Annotated in this window: 21 protein-coding genes; 14 read left to right on the top strand and 7 right to left on the bottom strand. The window is 63.1% G+C overall.

The genetic code is table 11. The features are described from left to right. Positions 1 to 36: 36 nt before the first annotated feature. From ACPZMI_RS18480 to sthA, 3 genes are all read left to right on the top strand, one after another. Positions 37 to 1500: a glyceraldehyde-3-phosphate dehydrogenase gene (locus tag ACPZMI_RS18480; protein ID WP_186666302.1), complete on the top strand. Its 1464-nt coding sequence runs from the start codon at positions 37 to 39 to the stop codon at positions 1498 to 1500. Positions 1501 to 1632: 132 nt separating this feature from the next. Beyond that, a complete protein-coding gene (locus ACPZMI_RS18475) occupies positions 1633 to 2631 on the top strand; it encodes an FAD:protein FMN transferase (RefSeq protein ID WP_411382954.1) in 999 nt (332 codons plus the stop codon). A gap of 202 nt (positions 2632 to 2833) precedes the next feature. Further along, positions 2834 to 4228 carry a Si-specific NAD(P)(+) transhydrogenase gene (sthA, locus tag ACPZMI_RS18470; RefSeq protein WP_186666298.1) on the top strand — a complete coding sequence of 465 codons (1395 nt, stop codon included), beginning with the start codon at positions 2834 to 2836 and terminating at the stop codon, positions 4226 to 4228. A 48-nt stretch (positions 4229 to 4276) separates the two neighbouring features. On the opposite strand, the gene ACPZMI_RS18465 is transcribed toward sthA, so the two are convergent. Further along, a complete protein-coding gene (locus tag ACPZMI_RS18465; protein WP_125929357.1) occupies positions 4277 to 4993 on the bottom strand; it encodes a glycerophosphodiester phosphodiesterase in 717 nt (238 codons plus the stop codon). A gap of 31 nt (positions 4994 to 5024) precedes the next feature. Further along, complete coding sequence (locus tag ACPZMI_RS18460) at positions 5025 to 5609, bottom strand: PilZ domain-containing protein (RefSeq protein ID WP_186666294.1); 585 nt, start codon at positions 5607 to 5609, stop codon at positions 5025 to 5027. A gap of 93 nt (positions 5610 to 5702) precedes the next feature. On the opposite strand from ACPZMI_RS18460, the gene ACPZMI_RS18455 reads away from it, so the two are divergent. Genes ACPZMI_RS18455 through ACPZMI_RS18445 form a run of 3 tightly spaced genes read left to right on the top strand, consistent with a single transcriptional unit; the run spans position 5703 to position 8945 of the window. After that, positions 5703 to 6953, top strand: coding sequence for a lipoprotein-releasing ABC transporter permease subunit (locus ACPZMI_RS18455; RefSeq protein ID WP_065861986.1), 1251 nt, complete (start codon positions 5703 to 5705; stop codon positions 6951 to 6953). Positions 6954 to 6960: 7 nt separating this feature from the next. Beyond that, on the top strand, positions 6961 to 7644 hold the full coding sequence (lolD, locus tag ACPZMI_RS18450) for a lipoprotein-releasing ABC transporter ATP-binding protein LolD (protein ID WP_186666292.1): 684 nt from the start codon (positions 6961 to 6963) through the stop codon (positions 7642 to 7644). Positions 7645 to 7700: 56 nt separating this feature from the next. Next, complete coding sequence (locus ACPZMI_RS18445) at positions 7701 to 8945, top strand: lipoprotein-releasing ABC transporter permease subunit (protein ID WP_426352786.1); 1245 nt, start codon at positions 7701 to 7703, stop codon at positions 8943 to 8945. 23 nt (positions 8946 to 8968) lie between these two features. Here ACPZMI_RS18445 and ACPZMI_RS18440 read toward each other — a convergent pair whose 3' ends face one another. Further along, entirely contained in the window at positions 8969 to 10306 is a 1338-nt protein-coding gene (locus ACPZMI_RS18440) for a heavy metal sensor histidine kinase (protein ID WP_426352810.1), read from the bottom strand. Beyond that, the gene (gene cinR, locus ACPZMI_RS18435) at positions 10303 to 10983 is read right to left on the bottom strand and encodes a two-component system response regulator CinR (protein WP_186666289.1); all 681 of its coding nucleotides are present in this window, start codon (positions 10981 to 10983) and stop codon (positions 10303 to 10305) included. Before cinR ends, ACPZMI_RS18440 begins: the two co-directional genes overlap by 4 nt. Positions 10984 to 11190: 207 nt before the next feature. On the opposite strand from cinR, the gene ACPZMI_RS18430 reads away from it, so the two are divergent. Beyond that, positions 11191 to 11685, top strand: coding sequence for a cupredoxin domain-containing protein (locus tag ACPZMI_RS18430; protein ID WP_426352785.1), 495 nt, complete (start codon positions 11191 to 11193; stop codon positions 11683 to 11685). Between the two features lie 67 nt (positions 11686 to 11752). After that, a complete protein-coding gene (gene queF / locus ACPZMI_RS18425) occupies positions 11753 to 12583 on the top strand; it encodes an NADPH-dependent 7-cyano-7-deazaguanine reductase QueF (protein ID WP_186666287.1) in 831 nt (276 codons plus the stop codon). Between the two features lie 82 nt (positions 12584 to 12665). Here the strand turns inward: queF and ACPZMI_RS18420 are convergent, their stop codons facing one another. Together ACPZMI_RS18420 and pcrP are read right to left on the bottom strand one after the other, a co-directional pair. Continuing rightward, the gene (locus ACPZMI_RS18420; protein ID WP_063545619.1) at positions 12666 to 12929 is read right to left on the bottom strand and encodes a DUF4404 family protein; all 264 of its coding nucleotides are present in this window, start codon (positions 12927 to 12929) and stop codon (positions 12666 to 12668) included. Between the two features lie 123 nt (positions 12930 to 13052). Beyond that, on the bottom strand, positions 13053 to 13616 hold the full coding sequence (gene pcrP, locus ACPZMI_RS18415; protein WP_186666286.1) for an HAD superfamily inactivated hydrolase PcrP: 564 nt from the start codon (positions 13614 to 13616) through the stop codon (positions 13053 to 13055). A gap of 199 nt (positions 13617 to 13815) precedes the next feature. Between pcrP and ACPZMI_RS18410 the strand changes: the two genes are divergently transcribed. The 6 genes from ACPZMI_RS18410 to rssC all read left to right on the top strand — a co-directional run bounded on the left by ACPZMI_RS18410 (position 13816) and on the right by rssC (position 17585). After that, entirely contained in the window at positions 13816 to 14523 is a 708-nt protein-coding gene (locus tag ACPZMI_RS18410; RefSeq protein WP_426352784.1) for an MlaA family lipoprotein, read from the top strand. 167 nt (positions 14524 to 14690) lie between these two features. Next, positions 14691 to 14879 carry a LysR family transcriptional regulator gene (locus ACPZMI_RS18405; RefSeq protein WP_426352783.1) on the top strand — a complete coding sequence of 63 codons (189 nt, stop codon included), beginning with the start codon at positions 14691 to 14693 and terminating at the stop codon, positions 14877 to 14879. A gap of 20 nt (positions 14880 to 14899) precedes the next feature. Next, on the top strand, positions 14900 to 15163 hold the full coding sequence (locus ACPZMI_RS18400; protein ID WP_426352782.1) for a LysR substrate-binding domain-containing protein: 264 nt from the start codon (positions 14900 to 14902) through the stop codon (positions 15161 to 15163). A gap of 9 nt (positions 15164 to 15172) precedes the next feature. Then, a complete protein-coding gene (locus tag ACPZMI_RS18395; RefSeq protein ID WP_426352781.1) occupies positions 15173 to 15589 on the top strand; it encodes an aldo/keto reductase in 417 nt (138 codons plus the stop codon). 332 nt (positions 15590 to 15921) lie between these two features. Continuing rightward, on the top strand, positions 15922 to 17106 hold the full coding sequence (gene rssB / locus ACPZMI_RS18390) for a two-component system response regulator RssB (RefSeq protein ID WP_186666280.1): 1185 nt from the start codon (positions 15922 to 15924) through the stop codon (positions 17104 to 17106). Next, positions 17103 to 17585, top strand: a complete 483-nt coding sequence (gene rssC, locus ACPZMI_RS18385; protein ID WP_054894422.1) for an anti-sigma factor antagonist RssC — start codon at positions 17103 to 17105, stop codon at positions 17583 to 17585. The genes rssB and rssC overlap by 4 nt, the downstream gene beginning before the upstream one ends. 27 nt (positions 17586 to 17612) lie before the next feature. On the opposite strand, the gene ACPZMI_RS18380 is transcribed toward rssC, so the two are convergent. Next, entirely contained in the window at positions 17613 to 19505 is a 1893-nt protein-coding gene (locus ACPZMI_RS18380) for an alkaline phosphatase D family protein (RefSeq protein ID WP_426352780.1), read from the bottom strand. Between the last annotated feature and the right edge of the window lie 114 nt (positions 19506 to 19619).

The raw sequence follows: 19619 nt of genomic DNA, 5'->3' as shown, positions 1-19619 counted from the left end.
GGGCGTCATAATGTAGCCCCTTTTTTCTGTCCCTACATGTGGAAGGTTCCCGTGACTCAGAAGCCCGACCAGTGTCTTGGTGAGTGGATCGATCGTGAAGCCCTGGCTGAAGCGATGATCCCGCTTATCGGTCAGCTCTACCGCAACAACAATGTGGTGAGCTCGATCTATGGCCGCAGCCTGATCAACCGTTCGGTTATCTCGATCCTCAAAGCGCATCGCTTTGCACGTCACCGTCAGACCGACGAGACCGAACTGTCCGTACACGAGACATTCCCCCTGCTCAAAGCCATGAGCGAGCTGAAACTGGGCGCCGCCTCGGTCGACCTGGGCAAGCTGGCCAACAAGTTCAAGCAGGAAGGCAACGGTCGCACTGCCGAGCAGTTCGTCCGTGAAGAGCTGGCTGATGTGGTTGGCCAGCAGAACGCTTCGGCGCGCAAGGGCACCGACGTCGTCCTGTACGGCTTCGGCCGCATCGGCCGCCTGCTGGCGCGCATCCTGATCGAGAAGACCGGTGGCGGCGACGGCCTGCGCCTGCGTGCCATCGTCGTGCGCAAGGGCGCCGAGAACGACCTGGTCAAGCGTGCCAGCCTGCTGCGCCGCGATTCGGTCCACGGCCCGTTCGATGGCACCATCACCATCGATGAAGCCAACAACACCATCACCGCCAACGGCAACCTGATCCAGGTCATCTACGCCAAGAGCCCGAGCGAAGTCGACTACACCCAGTACGGCATCGAAAACGCACTGATCGTCGACAACACCGGCGTCTGGCGTGATGCCGACGGCCTGGGCCAGCACCTGGCCTGCCCGGGCGCTGCCCGTGTGATCCTCACCGCTCCTGGCAAGGGTGCGCTGAAGAACATCGTGCACGGCATCAACCATGGCGATATCGCCGCCGATGACAAGATCATCTCCGCGGCGTCCTGCACCACCAACGCCATCGTGCCGGTGCTCAAGGCCATCAACGACCAGTACGGCATCGTCAACGGCCACGTCGAGACCGTTCACTCGTTCACCAACGACCAGAACCTGATCGACAACTTCCACAAGGGCAGCCGTCGCGGTCGTGCCGCGCCGCTGAACATGGTCATCACCGAAACCGGCGCCGCCACTGCCGCAGCCAAGGCACTGCCAGTGCTCAAGGGCAAGTTGACCGGCAACGCCATTCGCGTACCGACACCGAACGTGTCGATGGCCATCCTGAACCTGAACCTGGAAAAGGCCACCAACCGCGAAGAGCTCAACGAGTACCTGCGCCAGACCGCCATGCACTCGGAACTGCACAAGCAGATCGACTACGTCAGCTCCCAGGAAGTGGTTTCGACCGACTTCGTCGGCTCGCGCCACGCCGGTGTGGTCGATGCCGAAGCGACCATCTGCAACGATAACCGTGTTGTCCTGTACGTCTGGTACGACAACGAATTCGGTTACAGCTGCCAGGTCGTTCGCGTGATGGAAGAAATGGCCGGTGTGAACCCGCCAGCGTTTCCACGCTGATAGGCTTGTAAGGCGATGAAAAAACGGGAACCTTCGGGTTCCCGTTTTTTTTATGTTGTGTCTGTGCCGGCCCGGCAAAGGTAAACGTTCGTCCCGCCACAGAGGCGGCACAGGCAACCGAGAATCTGAATCTTGCGCAAAGCCTTCCTGCTTATCCTGATGCTGCTATCGGCCTGCGACCAGCAACCCACGCTGGAGCGCCTGGGCGGCCCGACCATGGGCAGCAGCTACAGCATCCAGTATGTTCGCAGCCCCGGCGGCCCGGCGCCGAGCCAGGTGCGCGAGGCAGTCGAAACCATCCTGCATGGCATCGACGCGTATTACTCGACCTACCGTGATGATTCGGTCGTCAGCCGTTTCAACCAATTGCCGGCCAATCAATGCCTGACCATCCCGCAGGGCATGCTCGAGCTGGTCACCTTCGGCCAGCACCTGGCCGATGTGAGCGAGGGGGCGTTCGACCTCAGTGTCGAGCCACTGCTCAACCTGTGGGGTTTCGGCCCGCAGGCGCGTCAGGAGCAGGTGCCCGACCCTCAGGCGCTGGCCTTGGCCCGTCAGCGCGTAGGTTATCGTCACCTGCACATCGATGGAGAGCGCCTGTGCAAGGATGTCGCGCTGGAGCTGGACTTCAACAGTATCGCTGCCGGTCACGCAGTCGATCTGATCGCCGAGCGCCTGCGGACGATGGGTATCGACAGCTTTGTCGCCGAAGCCACCGGGGAATTGCAGGCCGCAGGCCGCAAGCCTGATGGCAGCCCCTGGCGCATTGCACTGGAGCTGCCGCGCGAGGATCGCCAGATCGCTCGCCAGGTGATAGCCATCGATGGCCTGTCGGTGTCGACCTCGGGTGACTACCGCAACTATTTCGAGGACAATGGCCGGCGCTATTCGCACACCTTCGATGCCCGCCTGGGGCGTCCGGTGGTGCACGATCTGGCTGCGGTCACCGTGCTGGACCGCTCGGCGCTGATCGCCGACGGTTACTCGACGCTGCTGTTGATTCTCGGGCCCGAGCGCGGCTGGGATTTTGCTGTGGCCCACGGCATCGCTGCCGTATTGGTGACCCGGGTCGAGGGTGGTTTCGTCTCCCGTTCCACGCCAGGTTTCCAGCGGGTGTTGAAAGGCGGGTGAAAGGCAGGGCACGGATGATCGCGGCCACGGAAACGGCGAAATGACATGTAGTGCAGGCAAAGATGGCCTACGACGCGACCAAGGGTTAATGTGCGCGGCGTTCACGCTTGATTAGACTGCACCCGAATTTTTTCATGGCGCCCCGGCGGCATGATGAGCCCCGCGGCCAGCCGGCCGGCGGGCCAGTTCTGAAGGAGTACGCATGGCTGTCTACAACTACGACGTAGTGGTGCTGGGTTCCGGCCCGGCCGGAGAAGGCGCGGCAATGAACGCCGCCAAAGCGGGGCGCAAGGTCGCAATGGTCGACAGCCGTCGCCAGGTCGGCGGCAACTGCACCCACCTGGGCACCATCCCGTCCAAGGCACTGCGTCACTCGGTGCGGCAGATCATGCAGTTCAACACCAACCCGATGTTCCGCGCTATTGGTGAGCCGCGCTGGTTCTCCTTCCCCGACGTGCTCAAGAGCGCCGAGAAGGTGATTTCCAAGCAGGTTGCCTCGCGCACCGGCTACTACGCGCGCAACCGCGTCGACGTGTTCGTCGGCACTGGCAGCTTCGCCGACGAGCAGACCGTCGAAGTGGTCTGCCCCAACGGCGTGGTCGAGAAGCTCAACGCCAAGCACATCATCATCGCCACCGGCTCGCGCCCTTATCGCCCGGCCGACATCGACTTCCACCACCCGCGCGTCTATGACAGCGACACCATCCTCAGCCTGAGCCACACGCCGCGCAAGCTGATCGTCTACGGTGCCGGGGTGATCGGTTGCGAATACGCCTCGATCTTCAGTGGCCTGGGTGTGCTGGTCGAGCTGGTCGACAACCGTGGCCAACTGCTGAGCTTCCTGGATTCGGAAATCTCCCAGGCGCTGAGCTACCACTTCAGCAACAACAACATCACCGTACGCCATAACGAGGAGTACGAGCGTGTCGAGGGCCTGGACAACGGGGTGATCCTGCACCTGAAGTCGGGCAAGAAGATCAAGGCCGACGCCTTGCTGTGGTGCAACGGCCGTACCGGCAACACCGACAAGCTGGGCCTTGAGAACATCGGCATCAAGGTGAACAGCCGCGGCCAGATCGAGGTCGACGAGAACTACCGCACCAGTGTGCCGAACATCTACGGTGCCGGTGACGTGATCGGTTGGCCGAGCCTGGCCAGCGCCGCCCACGACCAGGGCCGTTCGGCGGCCGGCAGCATCGTCGACAACGGCAGCTGGCGCTTCGTCAACGACGTGCCGACCGGCATCTACACCATTCCGGAGATCAGCTCGATCGGCAAGAACGAGCAGGAGCTGACCCAGGCCAAGGTGCCATACGAAGTGGGCAAGGCGTTCTTCAAGAGCATGGCGCGTGCGCAGATCGCCGGCGAGCCGCAGGGCATGCTGAAGATCCTGTTCCACCGCGAAACCCTGGAAATCCTTGGCGTGCACTGCTTCGGTTACCAGGCTTCGGAGATTGTCCACATCGGCCAGGCGATCATGAACCAGCCGGGTGAGCTGAACAATCTCAAGTACTTCGTCAACACCACCTTCAACTACCCGACCATGGCCGAAGCCTATCGGGTAGCTGCCTACGACGGTCTTAACCGGCTTTTTTGAGCGGCTCCGGCCGGTGGCCTGAGCCGGTCGGGGAGACCGATTTCAGCCCTACCCGAGGGTGGTCTTGGCCAAACCGGGAAAGTCTGTAATCAGGCTGTCCACGCCAAAATCGGCGAGTCGGCGCATCAGCGCCGGCTCGTTGACCGTCCACACCGACACATGCAAACCCTGCTTCTGCGCCTTGAGCAGGCGTTCGGGGGTGCACAGTGTCCAGTTCAGCGCGAGCATCTCGCAGCCATAGTTCTGTGCGACTTTCAGCGGGTCGAGCCAGGCGTACTCGGCAACCAGCCCGCGCGCAATGTCGGGCACCAGTTCCTGCGCTGCCCCCAGCACTTCCCGCGAGCTCGAGGTGATGGTCACCTTGTCGAGCAGGCCATACTGTTGGGCCAGTTCGCGAATCGCCAGCACCGTGCTTGCCGCGCGGGTGCGCGAAGCACTCTTGACCTCCAGCTGCCAGTGGGCAAAGGCGCATTTCTCAAACAGCTCTTCAAGGCGCGGAATAGGACAGGGCTGCACATGTCCGGGGCCGCCCTTGCGTGCGTCGTAGGTGACCAGGTCCGCTGCCGAGTGTTCGACGACCTTGCCGCGTCGCCCAGTGGTGCGCTTGAGGGTCGGGTCATGGATCACCATCAGCTCGTTGTCGGCCGACAGGTGCAGGTCCAGCTCGCAACGGTCGACGCCGTGCGACAGGCACTGGCGGAAGCTGGTCAGGGTATTCTCGGGCGCTTCGCCCTTGGCGCCGCGATGGCCGTAGATCAGGGTCACGTTCGTTCCTTCAGGTCAAAAGGGAAAAGGCTCAGGATTGCGGATTGTTCTGTTCGATCTGCTGACGCCGCTGCTGTTGCTGGCGCTGCAGGATGTAGCGGGCCAGGAGCTGGCGCTGGGCATCGGTCATGTCGATGAACTCGGTGCCAACCTCGAAATCGCCTTCGGGGCGCGGGTCGCAGTGGGTGACGCGGCCACGCAGCAACAGGCCGTGGGCGCGTGGCATCAGCACCATCTTCACCTTGACCCGGGTGCCGGGCGCGATCTGCTGCGCCTGAGCGAACTCGACACCGCCTTCGGAGATGATCACCCGCTGCGGCTGGCCGATCTCGCCGATCAGCGTGTGCGCGACTACCGCGCTGAGCAGGTCGAGGCGTTTGTTCTGGGCGCGCAGGAAGGCAGCCAGGGTACGGTCCTTGTCGCTGAGCTGGCGCAGCAAGTGCTGGGATTCGAAGTCCGACAGGTGCAGCTCGCTGAGCAGGTTGAACAGCGGTGAATCATCCTGCAACAGTTCTGGCTCAAGGGCTTCGGCGGCGCTCAAGGGGCTGATTTCCAGTGCGATCCTGTCTTCGATGCGGTAGTATTCCCGGCGATCTTCTTCGTCTAATGTCGTCATGGCGAACCCATGGTTGCGGCGGTGGTCCGAGTGTAAAGCCGCCGTAGGCGCCTCGCCACCAAGACGTTCCCTTTCATCCGAACAAGCCCCGACATGTTCAGACCTCTCTTCGTATTCATCGGTACGCGCTACACCCGTGCCAAGCGACGCAACCATTTCGTCTCGTTCATTTCCCTGACCTCGATGATCGGCCTTGCCCTGGGCGTGGTAGTGATGATCGTGGTGCTGTCGGTGATGAATGGCTTCGATCACGAGATGCGCACCCGCGTCCTTGGCATGGTTCCCCACGCCACCATCGAGGGCGACCAGCCCATCGGCGACTGGCAGGCCCTTGCTCAACAAGTAAAGCAGAATCCGCACGTGCAGGCGGTCGCGCCCTTCACGCAGATGCAGGGGCTGCTCACCCATGACGGCAAGGTGCAGAAGATGCTGCTCAACGGCATCCAGCCGGATCGCGAGCGTGAGGTGTCGATCATCGACAACTTCCTGCAGCAGGGCAGCCTCGACCAATTGGCGCCCGGCGAATGGGGCATCCTCATCGGTGACAAGGCCGCCACCAAGCTGGGTGTGAAGGTCGGCGACAAGGTCACGTTCGTCGCGCCCGAGGTGAGCATCACCCCGGCCGGGATGTTCCCGCGCATGAAGCGCTTTACCGTGGTCGGCACCTTCCATGTCGGCGCCGGCGAGATCGACGGCTACCTGGGGCTGACCAACCTCTCCGACCTTTCGCGCCTGCACCGCTGGAAGGCCGACCAGGTGCAAGGCCTGCGCCTGAAGTTCGATGACCTGTTCAAGGCGCCGCGTGAGGCCTGGAGCATCGTCCAGCAGCTGGGCGAGCACCAGTACTACGCCCGCGACTGGACCCGCACCCAGGGCAACCTGTACCAGGCGATTCGCATGGAGAAGTCGATCATCGGCCTGCTCCTGCTGCTGATCGTCGCGGTGGCGGCGTTCAACATCATTTCCACCCTGGTGATGGTGGTCAATGACAAGCGTGGCGACATTGCCATCCTGCGTACGCTTGGCGCCACGCCCCGGCAGATCATGGCGATCTTCATGGTCCAGGGCACGGTGATCGGCGTGGTCGGCACACTGATCGGCGCGGTGGTCGGGATCATCGCCGCGCTCAACGTCAGTGCGGCGATCGCTGGCGTCGAGACCCTGATCGGGCACAAGTTCCTCAATGCCGATGTGTACTTCATCGATTACCTGCCGTCGCAGATCATCGCCCAGGACGTGTGGATGGTCTGCGGTGCGGCGCTGGTCCTGAGTTTCCTCGCCACCCTGTATCCGGCCTGGCGTGCAGCGCGCACCCAGCCTGCAGAGGCGCTACGTTATGAGTGAGTCGCGCATGAGTGATAAAGCCGTACTGAGTTGCCGCAACCTGGGCAAGTCCTATGACGAGGGCCCGGAGTCGGTGCAGGTGTTGTCGGGCCTGAGCCTGGAACTGCACCCGGGTGAGCGGGTGGCCATCGTCGGTAGCTCCGGCTCTGGCAAGAGCACGCTGCTCAACCTGCTTGGCGGCCTCGACACGCCAACCCAGGGCAGCGTCTGGCTGGCCGGGGAAGAACTTTCGGCGCTTGGCGAGCGTGATCGCGGCTTGCTGCGCAACCGCGCCCTGGGTTTCGTCTATCAGTTCCACCACCTGCTGGCAGAATTCACGGCACTGGAAAACGTCTGCATGCCGCTGCTGATCGGTCGTACACCCATCCCGGAAGCACGTCAGCGGGCTGAGGCGCTGCTCAAGCGTGTAGGCCTTGGCCATCGACTGAATCACAAACCTGCCGAGCTGTCCGGCGGTGAGCGCCAGCGCGTGGCGATTGCCCGTGCGCTGGTCAACCAGCCGGGCCTGGTGATGCTCGACGAACCCACCGGCAACCTCGACCACCACACCGCCCTGGGGATCCAGGAACTGATGCAGGAACTGTCGACGGCGTCGCGCACGGCGTTCCTGGTGGTGACCCACGACCTGAGCCTGGCACGCAAGATGGACCGTGTGCTGAGCCTGGAAGACGGTCGTCTGGTCTCGATCTGATTGCATGGGGCTGCCTGCGCGGCCCCAATCTACTGTTCAACTGGGTGTTCGCGTACATGTTCAGACCCTTGCCCTTGTTCATCGGTGCCCGCTACACCCGTGCCAAGCGCCGCAATCACTTCATCTCGTTCATCTCCATGACCTCGATGATCGGCCTTTCCCTGGGCGTGCTGGCGATGATCGTGGTGTTGTCGGTGATGAACGGTTTCCAGCGTGAGATGAGCTCGCGCGTGCTGGGGCTGGTGCCCCATGCCAGCATCCTTGGCGTACAGCCGCTGGATAACTGGCAAAGTGTTGCCGAGGCCGCGCTGAAGAATCCGGCGGTTATCGCCGCGGCGCCTCTGACGGAAATGGAAGGCATGCTCTCCTACAAGGGCGCGATGCAGCCGATCCAGGTCAGCGGTATCGACCCGGCGCAGGAGGGCAAGGTCTCCATCGTCGGCCAGCATATCGTCCAGGGGGCCTTGCAAGCCCTGCAGCCGGGTGAGTATGGCGTGGTGCTCGGGGAACTGACGGCCCGTCGCTTTCGTCTGAACACCGGCGACAAGGTCACCCTGATCGTCCCGGAGGTGAGCAGTGCGCCTGGTGGTATCACCCCGCGCATGCAGCGCCTGACCGTGGTCGGCATCTTCAAGGTCGGTGCCGAGCTGGATGGTTCGCAGGCCTACATCCATATGGCCGACGCCGGCGAGATGCAACGCTGGGCGCCGGGCCAGGTGCAGGGCGTACGCCTGAAGCTGCACGACCTGTACGCTGCACCGCAGGTGTCCAAGGCGATCGCTTCGGGCCTGGGCGATGCCTACCGCGCCGATGACTGGTCGCACACCCAGGGCAGCCTGTTCAGTGCGATGAAGATGGAAAAGACCATGATCGGACTGCTGCTGCTGATGATCATTGCCGTGGCAGCGTTCAACATCATCGCCACCCTGGTGATGGTGGTGAACGACAAGGGCGCCGACATCGCGATTCTGCGCACCATCGGGGCGACGCCGGCGCAGATCATGGGCACCTTCATGGTCCAGGGCAGCCTGATCGGTATCGTCGGCACCCTGATCGGCGGGGTGTTGGGCGTGATCGGTGCGCTCAACGTCAGCGCCATCGTCGGTTGGCTGGAACGCACCAGCGGCCAGCATATCTTCACCTCCGACATGTACTTCATCAGCAGCCTGCCGTCGCAGTTGCAGTGGGGCGATGTCGCGATCATCTGTACCGCGGGCTTGGTGATGAGCTTCCTGGCCACGTTGTATCCGGCCTATCGCGCGTCGCAGATCGAGCCTGCAATGGCATTGCGCTACGAGTGACCTGTGGCCCACGCCAGCCTGCCTCAGCCTGTCTGGGGCAGGTCGATCACGAAGCGCGTCCATCCCCCTTCACAGCGAGCCTGAATCCCCCCGCCATGGGCCAGTACGATGGATCGGGTGATCGCAAGTCCCAGCCCCGCATGCTCGCTGCTTCCTTCATGGCGCATCGGATCCTCCCGATAGAAGCGGTCGAACAGGCGCGGCAGCGCCTGCGCTGCTATCGCGGGGCCGGTATTGGCGATCTCTATGTGCAATCCCGGTGACAGCGTCACCTCGATGGTCCCACCAGGCGGGGTGAAGCGCAGCGCGTTGTCCAGCAGGTTGGACAGGGCTCGGCGCAGCATGTGCCGGTCGCCCGCTGTTTGCGCTTCGCCGCGGCGCAGCAGGGTGATGCCGGCATCCTCGGCCAGTGGCGCGTAGTACTCCAGCAGTGCGTCGGTCTCGGTCGCCAGGTCCAGGGCCTGACGGCTGGGCATCAGCAGACCGTGGTCGGCCTTGGCCAGGAACAGCATGTCGTTGACCATCTGCGCCATGTGCTGCAGTTCTTCGAGGTTGCCGTGAAGGGCTTCGCGGTATTCCTCCAGGCTGCGGGGGCGGGTGAGGGTGACCTGGGTGTGGGTCAGCAGATTTGACAGCGGCGTGCGCAGTTCATGGGCGATGTCGGCGGAAAACGCCGAGAGGCGCTGAAAGGCATCATCCAGGCGTTGCAGCATGGCGTTGACGGTCTGGCCGAGCTCGGCGAGTTCTTCAGGCAGTTGCGCCACTGGCAGGCGTGTGGTGAGCGAGCGCGCATTGACGCTGGCGGCCACCGCGCCCATCTGGCGCAGCGGTCGCAAGCCTCGGCGTGCAGCCCAGGCGCCGAGGAGGGCTGTGGCCAGCGCGCAGAGCCCGACGGTCAGCCAGATCAGCTGCTGCATGCGTTGCAGAAAGTGCTGATGGTGGGTGATGTCGAGAAACAAGGTGATCTGAGCGTTTGGCAAGGCCTGGCACAGGCTGCGGTAGTCCATGCCGTCACTGTGCAGGGTGGCCAGGCCCGGCTGGCGGTGCTCCTGCGGCAAGCCTGCGCGGCTGTCGAACCACAGCGTACCGTCGTTGCCGCGAATGCGCAGGGCCAGGTCCGACTGGTGGCTGAGCTCGCTGCGCAGCGCCGGCAGGTGGTCGTCCAAGGCTGCGCGGGAGTCGACATCGGCCAGGTGCGCACGCAATTGCGAGAGGCGAGCGCTGAGCAACTGCTGGTCGAGCTCGACGAAGTGGCGCTCACTGGCATGGCTGAACAGCAACCCGGCGCTCAGCGAAACGGCGGCGGTGCAGGCGGCGAACAGCAGGGCCAGGCGCCCGCCGAGGGAGAGTCGGGGCATCAGTCGTGGCGCTCCTCGAGCACGTAGCCCATGCCGCGCACGGTATGGATCAGCTTGTTGGCGTGGTTGTCGTCGATCTTCAGGCGCAGGCGACGGATCGCAACTTCGATCACGTTGGTGTCGCTGTCGAAATTCATGTCCCACACCTGCGAAGCGATCAGCGATTTGGGCAGCACCTCGCCCTGGCGCCGCAGCAGCAACTCGAGCAGGGCGAATTCCTTGGCGGTCAGGTCGATGCGGCTGCCGGCGCGCTCGGCGCGGCGACGGATCAGGTCCAGGCGCAGGTCGGCCAGGGCCAGGGTGGTGTCCTGGGAGGGGCTGGCACCGCGGCGCAGCAGGCTACGTACCCGGGCCAGCAGTTCGGAGAAGGCAAAGGGTTTGACCAGATAATCGTCGGCACCCAGCTCCAGGCCATGGACGCGGTCTTCGACAGCGTCACGCGCGGTAAGGAACAATACCGGCGTGTCCAGCCCGGCCTGGCGCACAGCCTGGAGGATCTGCCAGCCATCCCGGCCCGGCAGCATGACATCCAGGATCAGCAGGTCATGGTCGCCGGTGAGCGCGAGGAATTGACCCGTTTCGCCGTCGCCGGCCAGCTCCGTGGCAAAACCGGCTTCGCTCAGGCCCTGGCGCAGGTATTGGCCGGTCTTGGCCTGGTCTTCGACGATCAGCAGTTTCATGCACTGTCCATTGTCAAAAAGGTAAGCGCACAAGCACTCCAGTTTTCATAGAACAGCCCGGAGTGTCGTGCCGCAGCATTGGCTCAAATGATACGTGACGATCGGCAAGCGCGCCCAAGCTGACAAACTTGTAATCTGCCTGTCAGCCAGCCGCCAGTCCTATGGCCCTAGAGTGGGTCCATCTCTAGCGCACAAACCGGAGTTGCCATGAAACATTTGATTCTCGCCGCTACCCTCGCCGTGGTCAGCCTGCCGGTCTTCGCCGATGGCGCCAAGACCTTCGGCTTCGGCGAACCGGCGCCGGCCTCCAAGGCCACCCGTACCGTCGATGTGGTGCTCAAGGATATCGCCTTCGAGCCCAAGAGCCTGCAGGTCAAGGCCGGCGAGACGGTGCGCTTCGTGGTGATCAACGAAGGCAAGCTGGCTCATGAGTTCAACCTGGGTGACAAGGCCATGCACGTCGAGCACCAGAAGGAGATGGCGGCCATGGCGGGCATGGACCATGGCAACATGGCCGGGATGGACCACAGCCAGATGGGCCATGGCGGCAACGGGCATGATCAGGGCAACACTGTGCTGGTCCAGCCCGGGCAGCGCGCCGAGCTGACCTGGACCTTCCGCAAGTCGGCACCCATCGAGTTCGCCTGCAATGTGCCGGGCCACTATCAGGCGGGCATGGTCGGTCAGTTGATCATCGAGTGACTTCATCCCCAAGGCGGGCTGCAAAACCGGTAGAATGGCGCCATTCCCGCGCTTTCAGGTCAGATACATGCATCCCGCCGCCGAACACTCCCCGCTGGGCAAGTCCAGCGAATACATCGCCACCTACACTCCGTCGCTGCTGTTTCCGATCCCACGCACGGCCAAATGGGCCGAGCTGGGTGTGACCGCACAGACCCTGCCGTGGCAGGGCGTGGACTACTGGAACTGCTTCGAACTGTCGTGGTTGCTGCCCTCCGGCAAACCGGTGGTGGCCATCGGCGAGTTCGCCATTCCGGCCGACTCGCCGAACATCATCGAGTCCAAGTCGTTCAAGCTCTACCTCAACTCGTTGAATCAGACGGTGTTCGCATCGATCGGCGAGCTGCAGGCATGCCTGGAGAAGGACCTGTCCGCTGCGGCAGGCAAGCCTGTGAGTGTTCAGGTTCGAACGCTGGGTGAAGTCGAGCAGCAGGGGGTGGTGGCCTTGCCGGGCCAGTGCATCGATGCGCTGGATGTAAGCATCAGCAACTACGAGCAACCCCAGCCTGAGCTGCTGAGCTGCAACTCGGAGCGTATCGTCGAAGAAACGCTGCACAGCCACCTGCTCAAGTCCAACTGCCCAGTCACCGGCCAGCCTGACTGGGGGAGTGTGGTGGTCGAGTACAAGGGCAGCGCGCTGGATCATGCCAGCCTGCTGACCTATCTGGTGAGCTTCCGCCAGCATGCCGACTTCCATGAGCAGTGCGTCGAGCGGATCTACCTGGACCTGTTGCGCCTGCTGAAGCCTGAGCATCTGACGGTGTATGCGCGTTATGTGCGCCGGGGTGGGTTGGACATCAACCCGTACCGCAGCAACGGGCCGATCAGTGCGCGCAACGGGCGGTTGGTGCGGCAGTAAGGTCAATGCTTGGCGCCCCAACCAGCGCGAGGCTGCTCCTGCAGAGCGTGCGCTGACTGCAGGGCGGCGCCGGGCGGTGAAATCAGATCCCCATGCTGTGCAGCGAGTTGGCAATGCTGCGCAGCGTCGCCGTGAGGTCCGGGTGATCGGCTTCGAAGCGCTCGATGGCCAGATTCACGCCATCGACCAGGTTGTTGTCTGGCGTGGCCTCTTCGAGCTTCAGTTGCGCTTCGATCTGTCGCGCTTCTTCATGCAGGCTGGCGAGTTCTTCTTCCGACAGCGGTACGTTTCGATCCAGTTGCTCGCGCAGGCTGTTGAGGCGCTCTTGCAATTCGCGGGCGGGCATTGGCTGTTCTCCATCAATGACTTGGCAAGCCATGGACCTCGGCGAAGCGGCAAAGGTTCTGGCCTGACTTCAAGCGTAATCCACTTGCCGGCGCTTTGCATGACCGGCATCAACGACGCTGTGTCAGGGTTTTTCACCCTTGCGCCGCCGCTGAGCGATGTCGGCGAGGCAGGTTTCCAGTGATTCCAGGTGGTCGATCACCGAATGCACGCCCAGGCCGAACAGCTCGAGGGTGGCTTTGCCGCGGGCCAACTCCTGCTCCTGTACGCTCATGGCTTGCCACAGATTCGATGCCTGGTCGCACGACGGGCTGCAGGCGGCGAGGCCGACCGTCCACAATCCGGCGTTCAGGCCCGACTGCAACAGGCGCGGCTCGCCACTGACCAGTACGCAGCCGTCGAGGCGATCACTGTTCAATGACATCAAGGCATGCCAGCAGGCATTCGGTGAAGGCCATGGCGAACCGTTGGCGACCTGGCCGGGCAGCCAGTCCGGGAGCACGCTGGCCAGACGCTCGCCTTGATGGTTGTGCAGATCGTCCAGCCAGATGCAGGGTACTTGCTGGCGCCGCAGCTGTTCTAGGGTGTCCAGGGCGCCAGGGGCGGGCAGGGGGCTGCCGTTCGCGGTCTGGACCAGGCAGCCGCGCAGGCCGAACAGCACAGCAGTGAGGGCAGGTGCTTCGTGCATGGCAACATCCCTGAAATACACCGCAGGCTAAACGCCCTTCATGACGGTCGGATGACAGTTGGAAGATGAAACTCTTGTTCACAAAATGTTGAACAAAGGTGTGTAATGCTGGCTGCCTGCCAGATTGCCTTTATACTGGCGCACTATCCAGCACCGCCTTCAGGCGGCTGCCACCGTGAAATCCGATGGAGAAACATCTATGCAGAGGATCGGTGCCGGTGTGATCGAGCGAATCACCCAGGCCTGTGTCTGTGCCAGCCTGTTGCTGGCGCCTGTGGTCGCCACCCAGGCGGCGACCGAGGAAGATCCTTGGGAAGTGGTCAATCGACCGATCTTCAGGTTCAACGACACCATTGATACCTACGCCCTCAAGCCGTTGGCCCAGGGCTATCAGGCCGTCACCCCGCAGTTCCTCGAGGACGGCATTCACAATGTCTTCCTGAACCTGGGCGACGTCGGCAACCTGGTCAACAATGTCCTGCAGCTCAAGCCTCGCGCCGCAGGCATCGACACGGCGCGGCTGATCGTCAACACCACATTCGGCCTGGGTGGCTTCATCGACGTCGGCACCCGCATGGGGCTGCAGCGCAACGACGAAGATTTCGGCCAGACCCTCGGCTACTGGGGCGTGCCCAGCGGGCCATACGTGGTCATTCCGCTGCTTGGGCCAAGCACGGTGCGTGACGGCCTGTCCAAGTACCCGGACTCCTTCACCGAACCCTACCGCTATATCGATCATGTACCGACCCGCAACTCGATCTTCGCCCTGAACGTGATCGATACCCGCGCCAGCCTGCTGTCGGCAGAGAAGCTGATGCAGGGCGACAAGTACATTTTCATCCGCAACGCCTACCTGCAGAACCGCGAGTTCAAGGTCAAGGACGGCGAAGTCGAAGACGACTTCTGAGTCAGGCGAACAGAAGAAGGCGACCGCAAGGGTCGCCTTCTTCGTTTTGGCGCAATGTGAGAATGGGGCATTGGGGCACTGAATCCTTTTCACGCCTGGTGCGTTCAGCTTCTCTCCGATTGGCGGCACAATGGCGGTCGTTCTCATTCTCAAGGGTGGCTGGCCCCATGGCGGCATTCAAGCGCTCCGATCTGGCGGACCTGAACGTGTTCTTCACCATTGCTCGCCGCGGCAGTTTCGTCGATGCCGCCAACGAACTCGGGCTGACCGCCTTGGCGTTGAGCCACACGATGAAGAAGCTCGAAGATCGCCTTGAAGTCCGCCTGCTCAATCGTACCAACCTTCGGTGGCACTGACGGCCGCCGGCAGCGATCTCATGCAGTCCCTGGCCCAAGGCTTCGAGGCCATCGGCCACGGCCTCAATAACCTCGAAGACTACCGCAAGGCGCCAGTCGGCCGCCTGCGTCTGAACATTCCCCATGACGCCGGGCGCCTGCTGATCCTGCCGGTGCTTGATCAGTTTTTGTCGCGCTTTCCCCAGGTGCACCTCGACCTGGTGATGGACGACCGCATGCTCGACATCGTTGCCGAAGGCTTCGATGCCGGTATCCGCTTCGGTGCAACCGTGCCCAGGACATGATCGCAGGGGTTGCTCGGCACGCTCGACGATCTGGGCGTGGGTTGCATCGCCTTCTCGCCGTTGGCCCAGGGCATGCTCACCGACAAGTATCTGCAGGGCGTGCCGAGTGAATCGCGCGCCACCCGTGGCGGCTCGCTGCCCTCGCGCATGCTCGGCGATGACAACCTGGCGCGCATCCGCAGCCTCAATGACATCGCCCAGGCCCGCGGCCAGACCCTGGCGCAGATGGCGATTGCCTTGGTGCTGCGTGACTCGCGGGTGTCCTCGACGCTGATCGGCGCTCGCACACTGGCGCAACTCGACGACTCCCTCGATGCCGTGGGCAATCTGCAGTTCACCGCCGACGAGCTGGCCGCCATCGACCGTCATGCCACCGATGGTGGTGTCGACCTGTGGAGTGTGTCGTCGAACATCGGTCGTCGCTGAACCCTGATCCTTTCAAGACTTGCCCTCGAGTGGCTCCAGGCATTTACATCCTGTAATTGTCTGGCCGCTCAAGGGCTTTTCTATGCCCAACCGTACGCCAAACGGCCCCGCCAAATAACCGCTGGTGATTAGCACAGCGAACTCGACCCTCGTATGCTTGAAACGCCCCGCGGATGGGAGTACCGTCTGCGCCTTACAGGGCACCACTGCGATTTGCTGGACAGGTTTTCTTGTCCTACACCTCAAAGAGAAGTGGTCACAGAGTATTCCAGTAGCCGTCCGTCGCCCTTGCCGATGCCCGCTACGCCAACCAATCGGCGCCGTTCGCCCACATGCAGAAAACCAGTGCAACGCTGCTGATCATCGATGACGACGACGTGGTTCGTGCAAGCCTCGCCGCCTATCTGGAAGACAGTGGCTTCAGCGTCCTCCAGGCCGGTAATGGCCAGCAGGGGCTCCAGGTCTTCGAAGAACACCAGCCCGACCTCGTGATTTGCGATCTGCGCATGCCGCAGATGGGCGGCCTCGAACTGATCCGCCGGATCACCGAGCACGCTCCGCAGTTGCCCGTGATCGTGGTGTCCGGTGCCGGCGTCATGAGCGATGCGGTCGAGGCCTTGCGCCTGGGCGCGGCCGACTACCTGATCAAGCCGTTGGAAGACCTTGCCGTGCTCGAGCACTCGGTGCGCCGTGCGCTCGATCGTTCGCGCCTGGTGCTCGAGAACCAGCGCTACCGCGACAAGCTCGAAGCTGCCAACCGGGAGCTGGAGGCCAGTCTGCACCTGTTGCAGGAAGACCAGACCGCCGGCCGCCAGGTGCAGATGAACATGCTGCCGGAAAAGCCGTGGACCGCGGGCGACCTGTCGTTCGACCACCAGATCATTCCCTCGCTCTACCTCTCCGGCGATTTCACCGATTATTTCCGCGTCGACGAGCGCCGCATCGCCTTCTACCTGGCCGACGTATCCGGCCATGGGGCGTCCTCGGCATTCGTCACCGTGCTGCTCAAGTTCATGACCACCCGCCTGCTGTTCGAATTCAAACGCAACGGCAAGATGCGCGAGTTCAAGCCGTCGCAGGTGTTGGCGCACATCAACCGTGGCCTGATCAACTGCAAGCTGGGCAAGCATGTGACCATGGTCGGCGGGGTGATCGACGAAGAGACCGGCCTGATGACTTACAGCGTTGGCGGCCATCTGCCGCTGCCGGTGCTCTACACCCCGGGCCAGGCCCGCTACCTGGAAGGCCGTGGCCTGCCGGTGGGGCTGTTCGATGAAGCCACCTACCAGGACCATGTGCTCGAGCTGCCGCCGCGCTTCAGCCTCACGCTCATGTCCGATGGCATTCTGGACCTTTTGCCCGGGGATACACTCAAAGATAAGGAAGCGGCCTTGCCGGAAATCGTCAAGACCGCGGGGGGCAGCCTGGACGGGCTGCGCCAACGATTCGGATTGGCTACGCTTGGGGAGATGCCGGATGATATCGCCCTATTGGTGTTGAGCAGGAACCTTCAATGAGTACCGGTAGAATCCAGTTCGCCGAGCAGAGCGGTACCTTTGTACTGAAATTCGTCGGTGAAGTGCGCCTGACCCTGTGTTCGGCGCTGGATGCGACGATCGAGAAGATCTTCACCGCACTGAACTTCTCGGCCATCGTCATTGACCTGACCGAAACCGAGAGCATCGACAGCACTACTCTGGGCCTGCTGGCCAAGCTGTCGATCCTGTCGCGGCAGAAGGTTGGCCTGCTGCCGACCGTGGTCACCACCAACCCGGACATTTCCCGGTTGCTGCAGTCGATGGGGTTCGACCAGGTATTCAACATCGTCGACCGCCCGCTGCCATGCCCGGATTGCCTGAGCGACTTGCCATCGCAGGATCAGAACGAAGAAGTGGTGCGCTCCAAGGTGCTGGAGGCGCACAAGATCCTCATGGGCCTGAACGACTCCAACCGCGAAGCGTTTCGTGATCTGGTGAGTGCACTGGAGCGCTCCTGATTCGGTGCCAATGGCGCCCTGTATCCGCTAGCGCTCCACCTCATGACTGCGCACGAACTCAGTCGCTTCACTTCCTTCGGCACTCAGCTGGACAACCCGCGCCGGCCGCCCCTGCTCGTCGAAGAATACCTGCCCCAGGCCCGCGCCATTCCACAGTCGCTCCCCGGCCTTGCTTCGGCTTGGCACGCGTGGCACCACCTCCATCGATCGGCGCTTTGTGAACCAGTTGAGTGGCGAGCGTGGTGAGTACAGCCAGCGGTTCAGGCGGTCGAGCACATCCAGCAGGCGCACTGGAAAGGTGTTCTTGATCCCGCTGCTGGTAACCTGCCACAGGTGTGGGCTGCGTTGGCGGTGGCGGATCAGCACCTCGTAGACGAATGAATAATGCACATCCCCGGACAGAATCACGTAGTGCCCTGGCGTGCGGGAATGACGGAAGATATTCAGGATCACCTGCGCGGAGCCGCGATGGGCCATCCAGTTCTCGGCGTCCACCAGCAGCGGGTAGCCCAGCGCAGTGAACACCCGCTGCACCGTCTCGATCAGCTTGACCCCGAAAATCGGCGCCGGTGACACGATGATTGCCGATGGATGATCGAGCAGGGCCTGCTGCAGTTCGCACAGCGCCTCCCAGTCGAGCAGCCCGGACGGTTTGCCCAGCTTGCTTTCGCTGCGCCAGCGCCGGGTGCGGGTGTCCAGCACGCGCAACGGTGGGTTGCTGGGCAGGTCGTACTGCCAGCCCTGGAAACGCAGCAGGTCGCCGATCAGTGTATCCAGGGCCTCACCGTCCAATGCGCCCTGCGGTGCATTTGCAGTCAGTGCCTGCAACCCTTCGACCAGCGTCGTACAGCCCTCGGGGTCATTGCCCCAGCCTTGGCACAGCAGGTAGCCGAGCAGGGCGTTGCCGATGATCCGGCGCGAGAAGGGGTGGCCATAGGCGGTCTGTTCCCATTGCGCCGACAGGTTCCAGTCATCGGTGATGTCGTGGTCGTCGAAGATCATCAGGCAGGGCAGGTGGGCCATGGCGCGCGCCACTTGACCCAGGCCGTCGCGGAACGCCTCGATCAGCGGCAGTTCGTTCTGATAGCGCTGCTGGCGCGCGGCAGTGAGCCCCTCGGGCGCCTCCAGCTCCACCAGTGTCCAGGGCGTGGACGACCAGACCAGCAGGTACATGGCCATGACCTCGGCAAAGGTCACCAGGTGGTTGTCGGCATTGCTCGACGAGAAGATCGGCTTGCGCTTGCCCCGGAAGAAGCGTTGGCGCAGCGGCTCATTGCCCTGCTGGGCGGGCAGCAGGTCGGCGCGATGGTAGTAGCAGGCGGGGTGACGATAGAGCGCCTGGCTGCTGTCGACCAGCGCGCCGTCGAGGGGCTCGTCGAATAGCTTCAGGCGTTCGATCAACCCGTGGATGGCCTTGAGCGTGGGGCCGGCGACATCGTCTGCATAGACCTGGTCGCCGGTCATCATCAGCAGTGCCGGGCGTTGTTCGGGAGGGGGATTGTCGAGCAGCAGGCGGTCGGCGCAGAGCAGGCCGTCGGCGGCGGGGTGATGGGGTTTGCGGCACGAGCCGTGCAGCAACGGATCGATACGTTTGCGCAGAACGAAGCTCGGGCGGCAGGCACCTGGGTAGAGCAGGTGCGGTGCCCAGTCGGCGATGCCCTGGCCATTGTCCAGGTGCAGGTCGTAGCCCAGCGCGACGTCCTCGGGCAGTGCCTGGTCGATGTGCACTTCCAGCAGATGGACGAAGGCATGCTGGCCGATCGGAACGACCCGACACTCCAGGTGGGTACTGACCTGCGCGCCGTCCAGCACGAATCGAGGGTTCAGCGGGCGCGAGCCGACCAGCCAGATGGCCAGGCGTTGCGGTTCCAGGCGGCGCAGCACGGGGCCGGCGAGGACGAGGGGGAGGGTGGTGGTCATTGCTTCCATCTGTTGGGAGGCTGCCGGCCCCATCGCGGGACAAGCCCGCTCCCACAGCGGCACTTATCCCATGGCAGGGAACATGCTTCTGTGGGAGCGGGCTTGTCCCGCGAT

This window comes from Pseudomonas wayambapalatensis (genome assembly GCF_049942315.1).
In the GTDB taxonomy this organism is placed as follows: domain Bacteria; phylum Pseudomonadota; class Gammaproteobacteria; order Pseudomonadales; family Pseudomonadaceae; genus Aquipseudomonas; species Aquipseudomonas wayambapalatensis.
Note: the sequence above shows the minus strand (reverse complement) of the source record. Positions and strands in the feature narration are given on the sequence as shown.

Excerpts from the sequence above, each read along its gene's own strand:
- queF (WP_186666287.1), top strand. The coding sequence starts at position 11,753 with ATGCATCCCGCCGCCGAACACTCCCCGCTGGGCAAGTCCAGCGAATAC.
- rssB (WP_186666280.1), top strand. The coding sequence starts at position 15,922 with ATGCAGAAAACCAGTGCAACGCTGCTGATCATCGATGACGACGACGTG.
- ACPZMI_RS18455 (WP_065861986.1), top strand. The coding sequence starts at position 5,703 with ATGTTCAGACCTCTCTTCGTATTCATCGGTACGCGCTACACCCGTGCC.
- sthA (WP_186666298.1), top strand. The coding sequence starts at position 2,834 with ATGGCTGTCTACAACTACGACGTAGTGGTGCTGGGTTCCGGCCCGGCC.
- rssC (WP_054894422.1), top strand. The coding sequence starts at position 17,103 with ATGAGTACCGGTAGAATCCAGTTCGCCGAGCAGAGCGGTACCTTTGTA.
- ACPZMI_RS18380 (WP_426352780.1), bottom strand. The coding sequence starts at position 19,505 with ATGACCACCACCCTCCCCCTCGTCCTCGCCGGCCCCGTGCTGCGCCGC.
- ACPZMI_RS18460 (WP_186666294.1), bottom strand. The coding sequence starts at position 5,609 with ATGACGACATTAGACGAAGAAGATCGCCGGGAATACTACCGCATCGAA.
- ACPZMI_RS18410 (WP_426352784.1), top strand. The coding sequence starts at position 13,816 with ATGCAGAGGATCGGTGCCGGTGTGATCGAGCGAATCACCCAGGCCTGT.
- pcrP (WP_186666286.1), bottom strand. The coding sequence starts at position 13,616 with ATGCACGAAGCACCTGCCCTCACTGCTGTGCTGTTCGGCCTGCGCGGC.
- ACPZMI_RS18420 (WP_063545619.1), bottom strand. The coding sequence starts at position 12,929 with ATGCCCGCCCGCGAATTGCAAGAGCGCCTCAACAGCCTGCGCGAGCAA.
- ACPZMI_RS18480 (WP_186666302.1), top strand. The coding sequence starts at position 37 with ATGTGGAAGGTTCCCGTGACTCAGAAGCCCGACCAGTGTCTTGGTGAG.
- ACPZMI_RS18445 (WP_426352786.1), top strand. The coding sequence starts at position 7,701 with ATGTTCAGACCCTTGCCCTTGTTCATCGGTGCCCGCTACACCCGTGCC.
- ACPZMI_RS18400 (WP_426352782.1), top strand. The coding sequence starts at position 14,900 with ATGCAGTCCCTGGCCCAAGGCTTCGAGGCCATCGGCCACGGCCTCAAT.
- ACPZMI_RS18405 (WP_426352783.1), top strand. The coding sequence starts at position 14,691 with ATGGCGGCATTCAAGCGCTCCGATCTGGCGGACCTGAACGTGTTCTTC.
- lolD (WP_186666292.1), top strand. The coding sequence starts at position 6,961 with ATGAGTGATAAAGCCGTACTGAGTTGCCGCAACCTGGGCAAGTCCTAT.
- cinR (WP_186666289.1), bottom strand. The coding sequence starts at position 10,983 with ATGAAACTGCTGATCGTCGAAGACCAGGCCAAGACCGGCCAATACCTG.
- ACPZMI_RS18430 (WP_426352785.1), top strand. The coding sequence starts at position 11,191 with ATGAAACATTTGATTCTCGCCGCTACCCTCGCCGTGGTCAGCCTGCCG.